This is a genomic window from Microseira sp. BLCC-F43, from assembly GCF_041929235.1.
Classification (GTDB): Bacteria; Cyanobacteriota; Cyanobacteriia; order Cyanobacteriales; family Aerosakkonemataceae; genus Microseira.
On sequence record NZ_JBHFNP010000225.1, the window covers coordinates 16,380 to 32,676 of the forward strand.

Below are 16,297 nucleotides of genomic sequence, written 5' to 3' on the forward strand. Positions count from 1 at the left end.
CCAAATCGATCGCTACAAAAAGAACAATGCGCACAGTGAAAAGACTCACTCTCGTGCCCACAGGTGAGCATCGGATTCGCCGAGAGCGAGTCTGTGCTATTTCTGTTGCCGAAAACTCACATCTTTTGCTTGATTTTTCACAAATTCGCGACAATCGCCAACAAACCGGGTTTATCCGAAAACTATCGGTCAATTGCGACTAGAAGCCTCGTGTTGCAGCCGCTGGCGCTTCGCCGCACCAGCACCCACAGCACCCAATGCCAAGAATGCCAGCGCAGAAGAGGGTTCGGGAACAGATTTGGAAGTATTGGGCGTTAAGAGGAAGGCACGGTATTGACCATTGTAAAGGCCATAGCCCGCAATCTGCCCCGCATTGTTGATTCCTACTACATTGTCTAGTATCCAGTCAGGAGCCCAAACCAAGTCGTTGAGGTCACTGATGCCGCTGCTCTTTTCCCACAAGAAGGGGCGCATTCGCCCATCAGCGGTGGCTGAGTAACCAAGCACCTGACCATAGTTGTTGATGGCTATGGCAAAGCTAAAGTCACCCCCCAGAGTACCCAGGTCACTCATACCGCTGCTCTTTTCCCAGAAGAAGCTGCGATATGGACTAGCAGCGGTGAATAACCAACCAATCACCTGACCATAGTCGTTGATGGCTCTGGCAAAACTAAAGTCACCCCCCAGAGTACCCAGGTCACTCATACCGCTGCTCTTTTCCCACAAGAAGGCGCGATATGGCCCATTTGCGTCGTATAAGCTACCAACCACCTGACCATAGTTGTTAATGGCTCTGGCATAGCTAGATTTACCCCCCAGAGTACCCAGGTTAACCATGCCGCTGCTCTTTTCCCACAAGAAGGGGCGACCTTGCCCATCAGCGGTGTTTGATTGACCAACTACCTGACCTAAGTTGTTGATGGCATTGGCAGAACTATAGTCACCCCCCAGAGTACCCAGGTCACTCATGCCGCTGCTCTTGTCCCAGAAGAAGGCACGACTTTGCCCATCAGCGGTGCTTGAATTACCAATCACCTGACCATAGTCGTTGATGGCAGAGGCACCGCTATTGTTACCCCCCAGAGTACCCAGGTCACTCATGCCGCTGCTCTTTTCCCACAAGAAGGCGCGACCTTGCCCATCAGCGGTGTTTGAGCTACCAACCACCTGACCATACTCGTTGATGTCTGTGGCATAGCTCTGGTTATAGTCACCCCCCAGCGTACCGATGTCGGTGAGAGAAAAAGTAATAGCATCCGCAGGTTGGGAGGTAGCTAGTCCCAAGAACGCAGCGGCAGTTAGTGCCATACCGACTTTGCAAGCATTGAGTATTTTCATAATTTCTCCTTACCAAATTGATTGCTACAAAAAAAACAAAGCGCACAGTGAAAAGACTCGCTCTCGTGCGCACAGGTACTCATCGGATTCGCCTCAGCGAGTCTGTGCTATTTCTGTTGCCGAAAACTCACATCTTTTGCTTGATTTTTCACAAATTCGGGAGAATCGCAAATCAACCGGGTTTCTCCGAAAAATCGTTGGTTTGGAACTAGAGATATGCACACCCCTAGCACTCGCGTTCGCAGCTTGAAACCCGGTTTCTATGTGAGGTGAATCGAAAACAGGCATCACTTTGTCATGACTGTTTTCTAAATGCTGAAAGAGGGCTTTTTAGAACTATTCTTTCAGCTTCATGCACTGGGATCGATCAATATAGTCACTAGATTTAACTATTTTCATCGAAACATAACCTTCAATTCCAGCTAATTTATCAAGGTGTTTCAGTAAACTTACCATTTTGGTGCAAACTTGATTTTACTTTTACCAGAACTTCACAGGCTCTTCACGGCATCTTCAAAAATCAAATAAATATTTTTACGGAAACTGCTTGCAGGAAACCTGTTTGGGACGCGCGTTCGCCCCCCCCCAGAAACCCGGTTTTTTAGAAAAACCGGGTTTCTTGAACTTGGATTATAAAAAATAAAGAATTAGTAAATAGCAAGCAAACTAAATATGAACTTAGATGCGATTGTCATCGGTAGCGGCATTGGCGGTTTAACCGCCGCCGCGCTCCTCGCCCGTTACGGCAAGCAGGTATTGGTATGCGAAAGTCACGCCATTGCGGGCGGCGCGGCTCACAGCTTCGCGCGGCGCGGCTTTACCTTTGATTCTGGCCCCTCGTTCTACTGCGGCCTCAGCGACCCGCGCAGCCTGAATCCGGTGCGACAGGTTCTCGATGTTCTGGGAGAATCTTTGCAGACGGTTACTTATGACCCGTTGGGACACTATCATTTTCCTGAAGGTACGTTTCCGGTTTATAGCAATGGGCGGCGATATCGAGATGCTGTGGCAAAGATTACCCCCCAAGGCGCTATAGAATTAGAAAAATTTGAAAATCGCCTGTTGCCTTTGTACGATGGGATGAAAGGTATTCCTACTATTGCTTTACGCGCAGATTGGCAAATCATACCTATTTTATTGGGAAGATACTTGCCATCTTTATTAAAATTATTGCCCCACGTGGGAGTAATTCAAGGTTCCGTTGGCGAGGTGATGGATAAAGAGGTAAAAGATCCTTGGGTGCGGCGGTTAATCGATTTAGAATGTTTTCTGCTATCCGGTTTAAAAGCACAAGGAACTATCGCCGCTGAAGTCGCTTTTATGCTAGGCGAACGTACTAATATCGGCGTCGATTATCCCATCGGTGGAAGTGGGGCAATTGTAGATGCTTTGGTGCGAGGTTTGCAACGCTGGGGCGGAAAATTGCGATTGAATGCCCACGTCGAGCAAATATTAGTAGAATCGGGGAAAGTAGCGGGAGTGCGATTGCAGAATGGGGAAGTTATAAAAGCACCCATCGTTATTTCCAATGCGACGCTCTGGGATACTTATAATAAGTTGTTGCGTCCGGAAGATTTACCTTCTTCTTATCGTCAGCAATCGCTCTTAACTCCCGCCGTGGATAGCTTCATGCACTTGCATTTAGGTATCCGCAGTCAAGGGTTAGAACATTTGACAGGACATCACGTTGTCCTTCGCGATTCTAATCGGGATATTACCGAACCTGGGAATACTTGCATGATTTCGATTCCTTCGGTGTGGGATAGCAATCTAGCACCCAAAGGACATCATGTAGTCCATGCTTATACTTTGGAACCTTTCGATGGATGGCGACGGGATGATAGTTATGAAGATAGGAAAAAAGAGCGATCGCATCCCCTTTTCCGCGCCTTAGAAAAAATTATCCCCGATCTGCGCGATCGCATCGTCCTGGAACTCATCGGTACACCCCTTACCCACGCCTATTATCTCCGCAGATACAAAGGAACATATGGTCCAGCTATTGCTGCGGGTAAAGGTACATTCCCCAGCATCTATACTCCCATCCCCGGATTGTACCGCACGGGCGATAGCACGATGCCTGGAATTGGCGTCCCCGCCGTCGCCGCTTCCGGTATTTTGTGCGCCAATAGTCTATTTTGAGATTTGAGATTTGAGATTTGAGATTGCAGATTCAAGACTTATGGAGCGACCATAAATATGGTAAATGGTGCGTTACGCTACCGCTAACGCACCCTACATATAGAAACTTTAACTGTCAACTGTCAACTGTCAACTGTCAACTGTTACCAAACCTAAAAATTAGTCGAAATCGCTTGGACGGGACAAGTCGGGATACACTGTTCGCAGACGATACAGCGCGAGCGCGTAAATGTCAGCTTAAACGTCTCCTTATCTAGGGTAAGGGCTTCCGTGGGACAGACGCCAGTGCAGAGTCCGCAATCGACGCAGATATTTTCGTCGATCAGGATTTCGCGACTAGCGAAGGAGACATTGATGTCTTGCGATCGCATCCACTCAATCGCCGCATCCAGCGCATCGATATCCCCGGATAACTCTACCACCAGCTTGCCGATTTGATTTGGCGCCACCTGAGCGCGGATAATATTAGCCGCCACGTTAAAATCCTTTGCCAGTCGGTAAGTCACTGGCATTTGGACGGCGCGTTTGGGAAAGGTTAGCGTTACTCGTTTTTTCACGGCCTTACATAATTCCCTTTATTGCTATTTTAGCTCAAAATCTAATTAACCGCTAACTTGAATTTGAGGCATAATTTATGAGAAAGCGCTTTTATTTTTACAGCTATGTCAATCGATATTCAACCAGATATTTCTCCCCGTCCCTTTCTGAAATGGGCTGGTGGTAAAACTAAGCTGATTCAGCAATACATTCCTTATTTTCCCCAGAATTTTAATAATTACTACGAACCTTTTTTGGGAGGTGGGGCTGTATTTTTTCATCTCCTGCCAAAATCTGCTGTTTTGACGGATATTAACCCAGAATTGATTAACGTTTATCGCTGCGTCAGGGATAAAGTTGAGCCTCTGATTGCACTTTTGGCAGAACATCAGCATAAACATAATAAAGATTACTATTATCAGGTTCGCCAACGTTCTTATAATACAGATATAGAAAGAGCCGCGCGTCTAATTTATCTGAATAAGACTTGCTTTAATGGTCTATATCGGGAAAACTCCAAAGGTAAATTTAACGTTCCCATAGGTGAATACAAAAATCCTAAAATTTGCCATCCCGATTTACTTTATTCGGCAAGCTCAGCACTTCAGTCAGCCCAAATTGAGGTCAGGGGTTTTGCCGAGGTACTGAAGTATGCTAAAAGCAACGATCTGGTCTACTTCGATCCGCCTTACTATCCTATAAGTACCACGAGTAATTTTACCGCATATAGTCGCTATTCTTTTAGTAAAGATGACCAAATTAGGCTAAGAGATGTATTTGCTGAACTTGCCAGTCGTGGGTTAAAAGTAATGTTATCTAATTCGGATTGTGACTTGATTCGCGACTTGTACAGCGAGTTTAAAATTCACAATATATCAGCAGCAAGGGCGATTAACTCTAATGCAAAGAAGCGAGGTAAAATTGCCGAGTTACTCGTCACGTCATATTAAAGATTGTTGTTAGCCCAAATCATAACATAACTTACGCAATTCGAGGGGAGAAACCCGGTTTCTCCCTCGATCTCTAATTCCCAAACCAAGGATTTTTGGGAGAAACCAGGTTTCTTTGCGTATTAAAGATTGTTGTTAGCCCAAATAATAAAACTAGACAATGTATGGACTGCTAACAGATTTTGATTAACTCCGACTTGTTGCTTTAACCAAGTAATTGCTCCTGGTTTCATCCCGCCACCGTCGAGCAAAACAATAGCGGGTGCAGGATAGCAATTTTGGATATTCAAGTTGATGTAAGGAAGTTTTTCGTCAACCGAACCACCGACTTGTTGCCATTTACACTCAATTATTATACCGGCAGGAATTGCCGGAGAACCAATAATATAAAAGTCTACATAGATATCTGTACCATAAATTCCTGGGCCAATATGCACCTGTCTTGCATACCTTCTTGGTAAGTTAGTAGAGTTTAGCAGGTATGCTAGTCGCTGCTTTTTCGGGAAGTTATCACCTACTTGGACATAGCCATGTCCCTGCAAAGCTCCTTCTACAGTTTTTTCTAAGACATTGCCAGCTTTATTTGCTCTACCACCTTGAGTCATATTTATATCAAAGAATAATTAATCAAATTATGACACAATAGCAGCAGAAAAAACCATAAGCTATGCTAAATAACAAAGATACTCTTTGGTACAAAGGCATGGTTAATCCCCCGCCAGTATTAGAAACAGTTCCAACCGATACCTGGCTTGAGGTATCCTGGGAAGATTTTCTCACATTTGCAGACGATCCAACCTTAGCAAGCGCGAGGTTTTACTACGATGAAGGTTACATGAGGGTTGAAATGTCTCCACTTGGTTCTGCACACGGTCAAGATAATTCTATTGTTTCGACAGTTATCATCTTATTTGCTGCTCTGAATAATATTCCGATCAAAGAACTGACAAATACCAGTTTTAGGAAAGCAAGAATGAGGGAAGCACAGCCAGATATTGCCTTTTATATTGGAGAAAATTTAAGATTCCCGCCTCGGAATAATGCACCAGTCAATATTGATGAATTAGAACCCCCCACCCTAGTTGTTGAGGTGGCTGCTTCGTCTTTAGAAGATGATACGACGCGCAAACAAAAACTATACCAAAGGATGGGAGTGAAAGAATATTGGGTTGTGAATGTTAACGCGGGTACAGTTATTGCCTGGTTGTTGTCTGCTACAGAATGCGTGCCAATTCGAGTATCTCAAGTTTTGCCGGGATTAGAAATGGCTTTGGTTGAAGAAGCACTGAAAAGATCGCAAACTGAAGATGATGGATCGATTGGTCGCTGGTTAATAGCAATGTTGAGCCAGTAAGTAGGTCAGGAATTACGCAAAGAAACCGGGTTTCTTAAACATGAATAATTCCCCGGTCGAACACGCGGTTATCCGTTCCAATTCCACTCACAACTATACGATCTGCATACACTTCAAAGGCGGCAAAACTCAACTTGCTAGCAGAATGTTCGGTCCATTCGGAACGCCCCACAGGTCGAATTCCCGCACCGCCGCCGCAAATTAAATAAGTCGTGCCGTTAATAGAACGAGTGCGTTCGTAATTGTGGTCGTGTCCGTTAATATAAAGTTGGACGCCGGATTTTTTAAACAGCGGTACTAAGGTTTCGATAAATGGTTGATTCACGCCATAAGCGCCGGATGAATAAATCTGATGATGACCAAAGACAATTTTCCAAGGGGCATCGCTACGACTGAGTTGTTGTTCTAACCAAACTAACTGATTTTTCCAATCGGCGTTGAAATTGGTATCTAAAGCAAAAAATTGCACCGAGTCGCGGCGAAATGTATAGTAACGCCCCTGCATATTAAAACCGGGATAGCTGACTTGCTTGTCGCCGTTGTCGGTGCGAATATCGTGGTTGCCCAAACAAGCGTGAAATTTTACCCCTTGCTGTAATAATTTTTGATAAGGACGCTCAAAAACTGCACCAATTTTCTCAAATTCGCCGTTGGTGTAAATGTTATCTCCGGCTAAAATTGCCAAATTAAACGGGTTTTGGCTGTGATATTGCGTCATGGCTTGGGCGACGGCATACTGTCCTTGGGTGCCGGTGCCGGTATCTGCGACGGAGATAAAACGCAACAGCAGCGGATTTGGGGCAGGGGTAGGGGTTAAACTTGGCTGAATATCCTTACTTGGCTGAACATAGGTACTTTGGGCGCTTTGATTCCCAAGTAACTTGGCTAAAAAAGCTAAACTTGTAACCCCAATGCTACTTAAAATTAAGAATTGACGACGATTGAGGCGCATATGTATCCTCACGTAAAGCTTTGTAAGTTGTTCAAAAGCCAGAATACCAGAATGATAAATTAGGGCTTTGTCAAGGCGATCGCATTTGTACCAGTGAAAGCCCTTAAGGGAGATTTTATGACACAAGATCAACCTCAACAGCCAGAAACAGAACAACAGATACCACCCACCACACCGACACCCAAAGCACCCGTGTCCCAGTCGGGGAAAGCGGTTCAAACAGTGGTTCAAACCCTGGGAGAAACCTGGAAAACCGTCCAACCTGTGCTAAAAGAAGGCACGGTTAAAACTTTGCGCGGCACAATTTGGGTGTTACAAGGCGCGGTGAATCAACTGGAAGGACAACCTCAAGCGCAAATTCAGCCTCCGGCGGATACCCTCCCAACGGCGGCGAAGCTTACCCCAGAAATGCCTGCATCTATTCCAGGGGATGGAGTAACAGCAGTACCGCCAGCAACAACTAAACCTGCCCCACCGACAAAACCAGTTTCTCCACTGTCGAATGCGTTGGCGATCGCAGGCACTGTTATTATCACCCTGTGGCAGTGGTGGAAAGCCGTTATTGCCAAACTTCGTACCCTGTTGCCGGAGTCGGTGAAGCAAAAGCTACCCAATAATGATATTTTGTCGGCTGGGATCGGTACAATTTTGCTCCTCTTTTTCTGGTTAAATTCCTCCTCCTCACCCCCAGCAGTCGCTAAAGTTCCCCCCGCAATTTCCAACCCAGCACCAGAAATTAAAGTATCTCCGGAAGTTACCCCACTACCAGAAATCAAAGCATCTCCGGAAGCTACCTCAGCAGGGGAAACCAAAGTATCTGCGGAAGTTATCCCAGCACCGGAAGTAAAAGCAACCGAGGAAGCAAAAGCACCGGCGGAAATAACAATTCCACCTGCGGTTGAAACCCCACCCGAATTAACCGCACCCAAACCATCCAAACCTGTAGAAACTGTTTTGCCGCCTGCCGCAGTTTTAACCCCAGAGCAAAAATTGCTTGCCGAAATTCAAAATAAAATCGCTGAAATTACCAAAGAATCCGCTCTTGGGTTAATTCAATCTGTTCAAGCTAATTTTCAAGCCGGACAGCTAACGGTTAAAATTAGCGACGATTGGTATAACTTCGATGTGGCTAAACAGGATAAATTAGCCGCCGATATGTGGAGTCGGGCGCGGGAATTAGACTTTAGCAAAGTCGAAATTTCCGACACTGAAGGCAGACTGATAGCTCGCTCTCCCATCGTTGGGTCTAATATCATCGTTTTGAAGCGTCAGCTGTAGGGCATACACCAATCAGAAACCCGGTTTTTTCAAAAAACCGGGTTTCTTGCTGCGAACGCGAGTGCTAGGGGTGTGCATATCTCTAGTTATCAAACCGACGATTTTTCAGAGAAACTTTGGTGATTTGCCTAAGTCCTGGTTATTTGTTTGTCCGAGATATCTATCTTGTTCCCTAATCCTAATTATGGGTAATCGACCGGACATGATATTATATCAACTATCGGTTGGGGCGGATTTAACGAACAGAATGTTTGGTAAAACCCGCCCCTACAATCCCCATTACCAATTAGCAATTAGCAATTAGCAATTAGCAATTAGCAATCCCCATTACCAATTAGCAATTAGCAATTAGCAATTACCAATCCCCTCTACATACGCTTTTACCAAATAATCAATCCCGGTAATAGCCGTACCAACTACAACTGCATAAGCACCTAAATTAAGCGCTTCTCGTGCCATTTTTGGAGAAGAAATACCGCCTTCGCAAATTACGGGAATGTCTAATTTTTCTACCATTTGAGTCAGCAATTCAAAACCGGGGGGAGACAAATGTTTGGTTTCGTTTGTGTAACCGTAGAGAGTTGTTCCTACAATATCAGCACCCGCTTGGGCAGCTGACTTCGCATTCTCAATTGTATCCACATCCGCCATCACCAATTTGCCCAATTCATCGTGAATTCGCTTAATTAACCCCGCGACTGTTTCCCCATTCGGGCGTTGTCGCAGCGTCGCGTCGATGGCGATGATATCCGCACCCGCAGAGGCGATCGCTTCTGCGTCTTCATACCGTGGTGTAATGTAAACTTCATAACCTGGTATTTGCTGTTTCCACAGTCCGATAATCGGCAATTTAACTTTTTGCCGCACCGCGCTGACATGATAGGGAGTATCAATTCGCAACCCTACTGCGCCTTGGTTCACCGCCGCTTGCGCGATTGCAGCAATGATCGCGGGATCGTGTAGCGGCGAGTCAGCAGGCGCCTGACAGGAAACAATTAGACCTCCACGGAGCGATATCATTTCTGGTAACATAAGCTGATTTTTGTAGGGGCGGGTTTTACCAATAACCATTAAACTGCAACAGATCGTTAAAATAAACCCGCCCCTTTTTGGGTATGAGGAGAATTAGCAATTAGCAATTAGCAATTAGCAATTACCAATCCACCCATCATTTAATCGCGCAAGCAGCTGGAACATCAGCAACCATCAAGGCAGAGACGGCATCTAATAACTGTTCGGGAATAACGGGTTTAGTCAAATAATCATCGGCTCCCTCAGCGAGTATATTTGACAGATTTTCTGGCGTTTCTTGAGGAATTAGCGCCAAAATTTTGATGCCCCGTGTTGCCTTCGAGCTACGCAATAACCGCATGACTTCATAACCACTCATTCCAGATAGTTGCACGTCCACTATGACGATCTGTGGTTGTAAAATCTCAATTTGCTTAACAGCAGCAGACCCTTCAATTAACCATACCATCTGATAGTCTGCTGCGGTGAGAATATCGCAGATCAGGGTAGCACTTTCTTCCCGATCGCCAATTAAAGCAACGCGACCTGGAAGAATATCTGCTGCGCGTGCTGCGGCATCTCCCCCAATAGATGTTATCGGTTGACAGGGTAGCCAAACTGTAAAAATCGAGCCGACTCCGACAGTAGATTCAACTTCAATTCGGCCTCTATGAAGTTCTATCAGTTGTTTTGTTAAAGCCAAACCCAAACCAACGCCTTCGTATTCGCGATTGTATGAAGTATCTAACTGTTGAAACTTCTGAAACAGTAAATGTCGCTGATGTTCGGGAATGCCGATGCCGGTGTCTTCTACCTGAAAGACAGCGGTATTTCCTTCTAACCAAACCCGCAGGATGACTTTGCCATCGGGTGTGAATTTAATGCCATTGCTCAACAAATTCAACAGAATTTGTTTAAGGCGCTTGGGGTCAGCTCTAAAGCTGTCTTTGTTGGAAGGAATCCGTAAATTTATCGCCAAATAGACGCCGTGTTCGATGGCTTTTCCCCGCAGGGTTTGCACCGTTTGAATTGCCAGTTCAGAAAGGGAAAAATCGGTGATATTTAACACAGTTTTACCCGCTTCCACCTGAGACAAATCGAGGATATCGTTGATCAGTCCTAGCAGGTGTTCGCCGTTATCGTGGATAGTTTGTAGGTAATCCCGCTGTCGCTGGGTGAGTTGACCAAAAGACCAACGCAACAGAGTGGAAGATAGCCCGATAATGCAGGTGAGGGGCGTCCGCAATTCGTGACTCATCGTTGCCAGAAATTCGCTCTTGGCGCGATTGGCAGATTGGGCGGCTAGCAGGGCGTCTTGCAGTTCAGAAGTGCGTTCGATCACCCTTTGTTCTAGGGTTTGTTTTTGTTGTTGCACCTGAGCATAAAGTTCGGCTTGGTGAATTGCAATCGCTAAGTGTTCTGCAATATGCCGCAGAAAGGTTTTTTCGCTTTCCTGCCATTGACGCGGCTCAAAACATTGATGGGCAATCAGCAACCCCCACAATTGATCTTGAACCACAATCGGCACAACCAACTTGGCTCGTACCTGAATTCTTCCCATGAACTCCAACATGCACTCGGAGAAGACGTAAGTACTTTCGACATCTTCCACCGCCAGGGTGAAGCCTTGGCGATATTTCTCCCGACGGTTTGGCACATCAACAAAGCAGCGCTTATCCTCACCAGAATACAGCACAGAAACTATAGCATCGGAGACTCTGGCTTCGTAGGTAACGCGCCCCCAACCTTCGCAAGGAATCATTGATTCATCATTATTCTGAATTTTGACTTCTGGCTGAAATTGATAAATTACTAATCGATCTGCCTGCAAAAAAGAGCGAACCTGTTCAAGTGCTGTTTCCAGGATTGCCGGTAACTCCAGAGTCTGGCGGATTTGGGTTGTTACCTGATTCAGGACGCCCTCTTGTTCGACTTGTTGGCGCAAAGCATCTTGGACGGGTTGACAAACAGAAACATAGGGGTAATCTGTTTCTAGGGTAGGCTCAAAGCTGGTATCGCTCGCCAGAATTTCTAGCAACGAGAGGGTAAACTCGCTCTGAAGGCTGGCGTCGTTGGGTTGGAGGATACGATTGGCTTGTTTTAAAGTTTCTGCGGCAATGGGACTATTGTTGAGTAGACTGGTGAGTTGGGAAACAAAGGCAGCGATCGCTTCCGGAGCAAAACTCAACCCCACGTGATAGCATTTCTGCTGAGGATTTGGGCAATCCAACGGTTGTGACTCGCAAGCCGTCCCCAACAGCAAGGCACTAAACCGCTGCGACACCAAGAAGGTAAAGCGTTCTGGCAACATTGTGGTAGGAACGGACATCCCCTGCACCACATCTTCGGTCAACAGTAGCGCACCTTCCCCAACTCTTTGAGCCATCTGCCCCAATGCCAGCCGCAGCCGATTAAAATTGGCAAGGGGCAAAGTGCGACGTAAAATTGAACTTTGGTAACTTAGCATTTGAAGGGTTTATTATCAAAAGCTGAATGCTTGGGCACATCAAAGCTTCTAACCTTTGGCGCCATCATTCAGGGAACATATTTAATTAATTATCAATCCCGATTCCAGAACTGGGACAAGACTTAATGGTTTGTATAGGTAATATCTACAAAATACTATGCATCGTATCGCCGCCACCCCTGGGGGTTGGAATCCTGACACTGAAGGTGTAATCTTTGTCGAGCAAACCCCTGCTCCTATAGTCATTCTGACTGCTGCCGACACCGATATTCAAACCCTGGTTGCCGCTGTCAAGCAACTACCCGATGACTTTCCAGCACTACGGGTGGTCAATCTATTGCAGTTGCAGCAACAGCTAACCATCGATACCTATGCAGAACTTGTTCTGACATCAGCACGGGTAATTATCCTGCGGTTATTGGGGGGACGCGCTTACTGGTCTTATGGATTGGAAGTCCTACAGGAGACAGTACGGCAAACCGGCGCCGCACTGATTGTACTCCCCGGAGATGACCGCCCCGACCCCGATTTGCTCGCTCTTTCCACGGTTTCTCTATCAAAGGTTAACCAAGTATGGCGCTACTTCACCGAAGGCGGCAGCGAAAATTGCGTTAACGCCCTCAAATTTGTCGCCGATATCTGCCTGGGACAATCCCACAACCCACCGCCACCCCAAGAAGTGCCGCGGGTGGGGCTTTATCGGCAAGAGGACTCTTGGACGCGGGGACCCGGAGACGCGGGGAATGACATCGACCCATCTTGTTCCCTACTTCCTAAAGTGGGACTGTTGTTTTATCGCGCGCATTATTTGGCGGGAAATACACTCCCAATTGATGCGCTTTGTCAAGCTTTAGCGGCACGACAGTTAGAACCAGTGCCGGTATTTGTTTCTTCGTTGCGCGATCGCGATGTCCAAGCCGAATTATCCCAATATTTCCAGCCGCCAGAAACAGCACCCGTGCAACTGATACTCAACACCACCAGTTTTGCAGTTGCAGATTTTAGCTTTTCGATTAGACTTGAGCCAAAATTCAGCCCCAAGACAGGCGAGACGCCTATTCCACAAGATTTATGGGAGAAGTCTAATTCAGATTCAATCCACAATCTAGATGTCCCCGTTTTGCAAGTTATCCTCAGCGGCGGCACTGTAGAACAGTGGTCAGCCCAATTTCAGGGACTTTCCCCCCGCGATATGGCGATGAATGTCGCGCTACCAGAGGTGGATGGGCGAATCATTACCCGTGCGGTTTCTTTTAAAGCAATACAAACCCAAAATTCCCAGTTAGAGACGGATGTAGTAATTTATCAACCCCATTTAGAACGGATAGAATTTGTGGCCGAATTAGCCGCTAACTGGGTGCGACTGCGGCAAACTCCCCCAGAAAAGCGACGAATTGCTCTAATTTTGGCAAATTATCCGTGTCGCGATGGCAGACTCGCCAATGGTGTGGGACTCGATACCCCTGCAAGTTGTGTAGAAATTCTCAAGGCGCTGCAACAAGCTGGATACTGGGTAGAAAATATACCCGCAACGGGGGATGAACTGATGCAACGTTTAACCGCTGGGGTGACCAATGACCCCGAAGGGCAACAATTGCGCCCCGCAATGCAGCAGTTATCTTTGGAGGAATATCAAGCGTATTTTGCTACCTTGCCAGTTGAGGTGCAGAAAGAAATATGCGATCGCTGGGGAATTGGTAATGGGTCATTCCATTCCCAGGCGGAACCAGGGAACGAGGGTAATAGCAAAGAAAACCAATTAGCAATTAGCAATTACCAATTAGCAATTCCCGGCATTCAACTAGGCAATATTTTTGTCGGAATTCAACCGAGTCGGGGCTACGATCTCGACCCCAGTTTAAACTACCACGCCCCGGATTTAGAACCGCCCCATAATTATCTGGCGTTTTATTATTGGGTGCGAAAACATTTTGGCTGTCACGCGATCGCTCATATCGGCAAGCACGGTAATTTAGAATGGTTACCGGGTAAAAGCGTCGCCCTATCGAATCAATGTTATCCCGAAATCGCCCTCGGCGCTTTGCCCCACCTCTACCCATTTATTGTCAACGACCCCGGTGAAGGTTCATCTGCAAAACGTCGCGCCCAAGCGGTTATTATCGCTCACCTCACGCCACCGATGACCAGGGCAGAATTATACGGTCCGCTGCAACAATTGGAAAGTTTAATAGACGAGTATTACGAAGCACAGAATTTAGACCCCTCCCGACTCCCAGCAATCCGATCGCGCATCGCCCAGCTAGTAGAAAAAGAAAACTTGCATCAAGACTTGCAAATCGCTAATAGGCAAGAAAACCAATTACCCATTACCAATTACCCATTACCAATTACCCAACTAGACGGCTATCTTTGCGAACTAAAAGAAGCCCAAATACGCGATGGGTTGCATATTTTTGGCCAATGTCCCCCAGGACGACAACTGCGAGATTTGATAGTTGCGATCGCTCGTCATCCAGGGGTCGGTCGTCTCGGTTTAACTCGCGCCTTAGCTCAAGATTTCGGCCTAGATTTTGACCCGCTTACCGCTGATATGTCAGCAGGTATTAGCCATCAGTCATCAATCATTGGTAAAGAATGTCGCACCGTCGGCGATATGGTTGAACTTCTGGAAGAACATGCAGCTAAATTAGTCGAACAACTAATATCTGAGTGCGAACAGCACACCTGCACAAGAGCATCTTTAAAAGCCACCCAACGCGAACTAGACTGGATACGCGCGCACCTCCTCCCCGCATTGCAACAAACTCACCAAGAAATTACCAACCTGTTGCGCGGACTCGACGGGCGCTTCGTCCCCCCCGCCCCCTCTGGCGCACCCACGCGGGGACGCCCGGAGGTTTTACCCACTGGTCGCAATTTTTACTCAGTTGATATCAGGGGAATTCCCACCGAAACAGCTTGGGATGTCGGACGCAAGGCGGCAGAAGCTTTAATCGAACGCTACGCCCAAGAAAACGGAGAGTATCCGAAAGCACTGTGTTTATCCGTATGGGGGACATCCACGATGCGGACTGGCGGCGACGACATCGCCGAAGCATTGGCGTTAATCGGCGTCCAGCCGGTGTGGGATGGCCCGTCGCGGCGGGTGGTAGATTTTGAAATTTTACCAATATCGATTTTGGGGCGTCCCCGCGTAGATGTGACGTTGAGAATTTCCGGCTTTTTCCGGGATGCTTTCCCGAATTTAATCGATTTATTCGACCAAGCCGTCGCAGCCGTGGCGGCGCTGGATGAGACGCCGGATGGCAATCCTTTGGCAGCTGCTGTGCGCCAGGAAACCCAGATGTGGATAGGTGCTGGGGTGGGAGAAGAACAGGCATTAGTGCGATCGCGCTATCGTATTTTTGGCTCAAAACCTGGTGCTTACGGTGCGGGATTGCAAGGTTTAATTGAATCCCAAAACTGGACAGATGAACAAGACCTTGCCCGTGCCTATATTAACTGGAGTTGTTACGCTTATACATCAGGATTTGGTAATAGGTCATTCCATTCCCAGGCGGAGTCAGGGAACGAGGGTAAAAACCAATTACCGATTACCAATTACCCATTACCCAACGCAGATCCAGAAGCCTTTGAACAGCGACTGCGGCAAATGCAAATAGTATTGCACAATCAAGATAACCGGGAACACGACTTACTAGATTCAGATGATTACTATCAGTTTCAAGGCGGTTTAACGGCATCGGTGCGTGCATTAACGGGCAAAAATCCTCAAACCTATTTCGGCGATAATTCTATTCCGAGTAATCCCAAAGTTAGGCAGTTAAAATCAGAAATTGCCCGCGTGTATCGTTCGCGCGTCGTTAATCCTAAATGGATTGCTGGGGCGATGCGCCACGGTTACAAAGGCGCGTTTGAAATCGCAGCAACGGTAGATTATTTATTTGCCTACGATGCAACGGCTAACTGCGTAGAAGATTTTATGTATGAAGGAGTTGCAGAAGCATATTTATTCGCTCCAGATGTACAGGCATTTATTCAACAGAAAAACCCTTGGGCATTGCGAGATATGGCAGAACGTTTGTTAGAAGCAAACCAGCGGGGTTTGTGGCAAAAAGTTGACCCAGAAACCGTGGATAAATTGCGAGCGATCGCCCACCAAGCAGAAGCCAATATAGAAGCTACAAACTTCACATTGTAATATTGGCTAATCGCTAATCGCTAATCGCAAAAAGGCCATTACCAATTACCAATTAGCAATTAGCCATTAGCCATTTATATGATGTCCGGCAAATTGCCCTTAATTA

The 16,297-nt window shown here is 46.7% G+C and carries 11 protein-coding genes; 5 read left to right on the forward strand and 6 right to left on the reverse strand.

Translation table 11 applies throughout. The features are described from left to right. Window positions 1-189 precede the first annotated feature (189 nt). Entirely contained in the window at window positions 190-1,338 is a 1,149-nt protein-coding gene (locus ACE1CM_RS29790; RefSeq protein WP_374882467.1) for a PEP-CTERM sorting domain-containing protein, read from the reverse strand. A 672-nt stretch (window positions 1,339-2,010) separates the two neighbouring features. On the opposite strand from ACE1CM_RS29790, the gene ACE1CM_RS29795 reads away from it, so the two are divergent. Beyond that, a complete protein-coding gene (locus ACE1CM_RS29795) occupies window positions 2,011-3,480 on the forward strand; it encodes a phytoene desaturase family protein (protein ID WP_374882468.1) in 1,470 nt (489 codons plus the stop codon). A gap of 152 nt (window positions 3,481-3,632) precedes the next feature. On the opposite strand, the gene ACE1CM_RS29800 is transcribed toward ACE1CM_RS29795, so the two are convergent. Then, window positions 3,633-4,037 (reverse strand): NIL domain-containing protein, encoded by a 405-nt coding sequence (locus ACE1CM_RS29800; protein ID WP_374882469.1) that lies wholly within the window; start codon window positions 4,035-4,037, stop codon window positions 3,633-3,635. A 105-nt stretch (window positions 4,038-4,142) separates the two neighbouring features. Between ACE1CM_RS29800 and ACE1CM_RS29805 the strand changes: the two genes are divergently transcribed. After that, window positions 4,143-4,967: a DNA adenine methylase gene (locus tag ACE1CM_RS29805; RefSeq protein WP_374882470.1), complete on the forward strand. Its 825-nt coding sequence runs from the start codon at window positions 4,143-4,145 to the stop codon at window positions 4,965-4,967. Window positions 4,968-5,089: 122 nt separating this feature from the next. Here the strand turns inward: ACE1CM_RS29805 and ACE1CM_RS29810 are convergent, their stop codons facing one another. Next, window positions 5,090-5,572 (reverse strand): PD-(D/E)XK nuclease superfamily protein, encoded by a 483-nt coding sequence (locus tag ACE1CM_RS29810; RefSeq protein ID WP_374882471.1) that lies wholly within the window; start codon window positions 5,570-5,572, stop codon window positions 5,090-5,092. A 62-nt stretch (window positions 5,573-5,634) separates the two neighbouring features. Between ACE1CM_RS29810 and ACE1CM_RS29815 the strand changes: the two genes are divergently transcribed. Next, window positions 5,635-6,321 (forward strand): Uma2 family endonuclease, encoded by a 687-nt coding sequence (locus ACE1CM_RS29815; RefSeq protein ID WP_374882472.1) that lies wholly within the window; start codon window positions 5,635-5,637, stop codon window positions 6,319-6,321. A 34-nt stretch (window positions 6,322-6,355) separates the two neighbouring features. Here the strand turns inward: ACE1CM_RS29815 and ACE1CM_RS29820 are convergent, their stop codons facing one another. Next, the gene (locus tag ACE1CM_RS29820) at window positions 6,356-7,399 is read right to left on the reverse strand and encodes a metallophosphoesterase (protein ID WP_374882473.1); all 1,044 of its coding nucleotides are present in this window, start codon (window positions 7,397-7,399) and stop codon (window positions 6,356-6,358) included. Here ACE1CM_RS29820 and ACE1CM_RS29825 point away from each other — a divergent pair. After that, window positions 7,391-8,551 (forward strand): hypothetical protein, encoded by a 1,161-nt coding sequence (locus ACE1CM_RS29825; protein ID WP_374882475.1) that lies wholly within the window; start codon window positions 7,391-7,393, stop codon window positions 8,549-8,551. The two genes, ACE1CM_RS29820 and ACE1CM_RS29825, sit on opposite strands and share 9 nt — an antisense overlap. 348 nt (window positions 8,552-8,899) lie before the next feature. Here ACE1CM_RS29825 and ACE1CM_RS29830 read toward each other — a convergent pair whose 3' ends face one another. Next, window positions 8,900-9,571, reverse strand: coding sequence for an N-acetylmannosamine-6-phosphate 2-epimerase (locus ACE1CM_RS29830; RefSeq protein ID WP_374882476.1), 672 nt, complete (start codon window positions 9,569-9,571; stop codon window positions 8,900-8,902). Window positions 9,572-9,719: 148 nt separating this feature from the next. Continuing rightward, complete coding sequence (locus tag ACE1CM_RS29835; RefSeq protein WP_374882477.1) at window positions 9,720-12,029, reverse strand: ATP-binding protein; 2,310 nt, start codon at window positions 12,027-12,029, stop codon at window positions 9,720-9,722. A 157-nt stretch (window positions 12,030-12,186) separates the two neighbouring features. Here ACE1CM_RS29835 and cobN point away from each other — a divergent pair, with 157 nt between their 5' ends. Next, on the forward strand, window positions 12,187-16,191 hold the full coding sequence (gene cobN / locus ACE1CM_RS29840) for a cobaltochelatase subunit CobN (RefSeq protein ID WP_374882479.1): 4,005 nt from the start codon (window positions 12,187-12,189) through the stop codon (window positions 16,189-16,191). Window positions 16,192-16,297 lie beyond the last annotated feature (106 nt).

What these genes read in the sequence shown, in the direction of transcription:
- ACE1CM_RS29790 (WP_374882467.1), bottom strand. Translation starts at nt 1,338, where the DNA reads ATGAAAATACTCAATGCTTGCAAAGTCGGTATGGCACTAACTGCCGCT.
- ACE1CM_RS29795 (WP_374882468.1), top strand. Translation starts at nt 2,011, where the DNA reads ATGAACTTAGATGCGATTGTCATCGGTAGCGGCATTGGCGGTTTAACC.
- ACE1CM_RS29805 (WP_374882470.1), top strand. Translation starts at nt 4,143, where the DNA reads ATGTCAATCGATATTCAACCAGATATTTCTCCCCGTCCCTTTCTGAAA.
- ACE1CM_RS29810 (WP_374882471.1), bottom strand. Translation starts at nt 5,572, where the DNA reads ATGACTCAAGGTGGTAGAGCAAATAAAGCTGGCAATGTCTTAGAAAAA.
- ACE1CM_RS29815 (WP_374882472.1), top strand. Translation starts at nt 5,635, where the DNA reads ATGCTAAATAACAAAGATACTCTTTGGTACAAAGGCATGGTTAATCCC.
- ACE1CM_RS29825 (WP_374882475.1), top strand. Translation starts at nt 7,391, where the DNA reads ATGACACAAGATCAACCTCAACAGCCAGAAACAGAACAACAGATACCA.
- ACE1CM_RS29830 (WP_374882476.1), bottom strand. Translation starts at nt 9,571, where the DNA reads ATGATATCGCTCCGTGGAGGTCTAATTGTTTCCTGTCAGGCGCCTGCT.
- ACE1CM_RS29835 (WP_374882477.1), bottom strand. Translation starts at nt 12,029, where the DNA reads ATGCTAAGTTACCAAAGTTCAATTTTACGTCGCACTTTGCCCCTTGCC.
- cobN (WP_374882479.1), top strand. Translation starts at nt 12,187, where the DNA reads ATGCATCGTATCGCCGCCACCCCTGGGGGTTGGAATCCTGACACTGAA.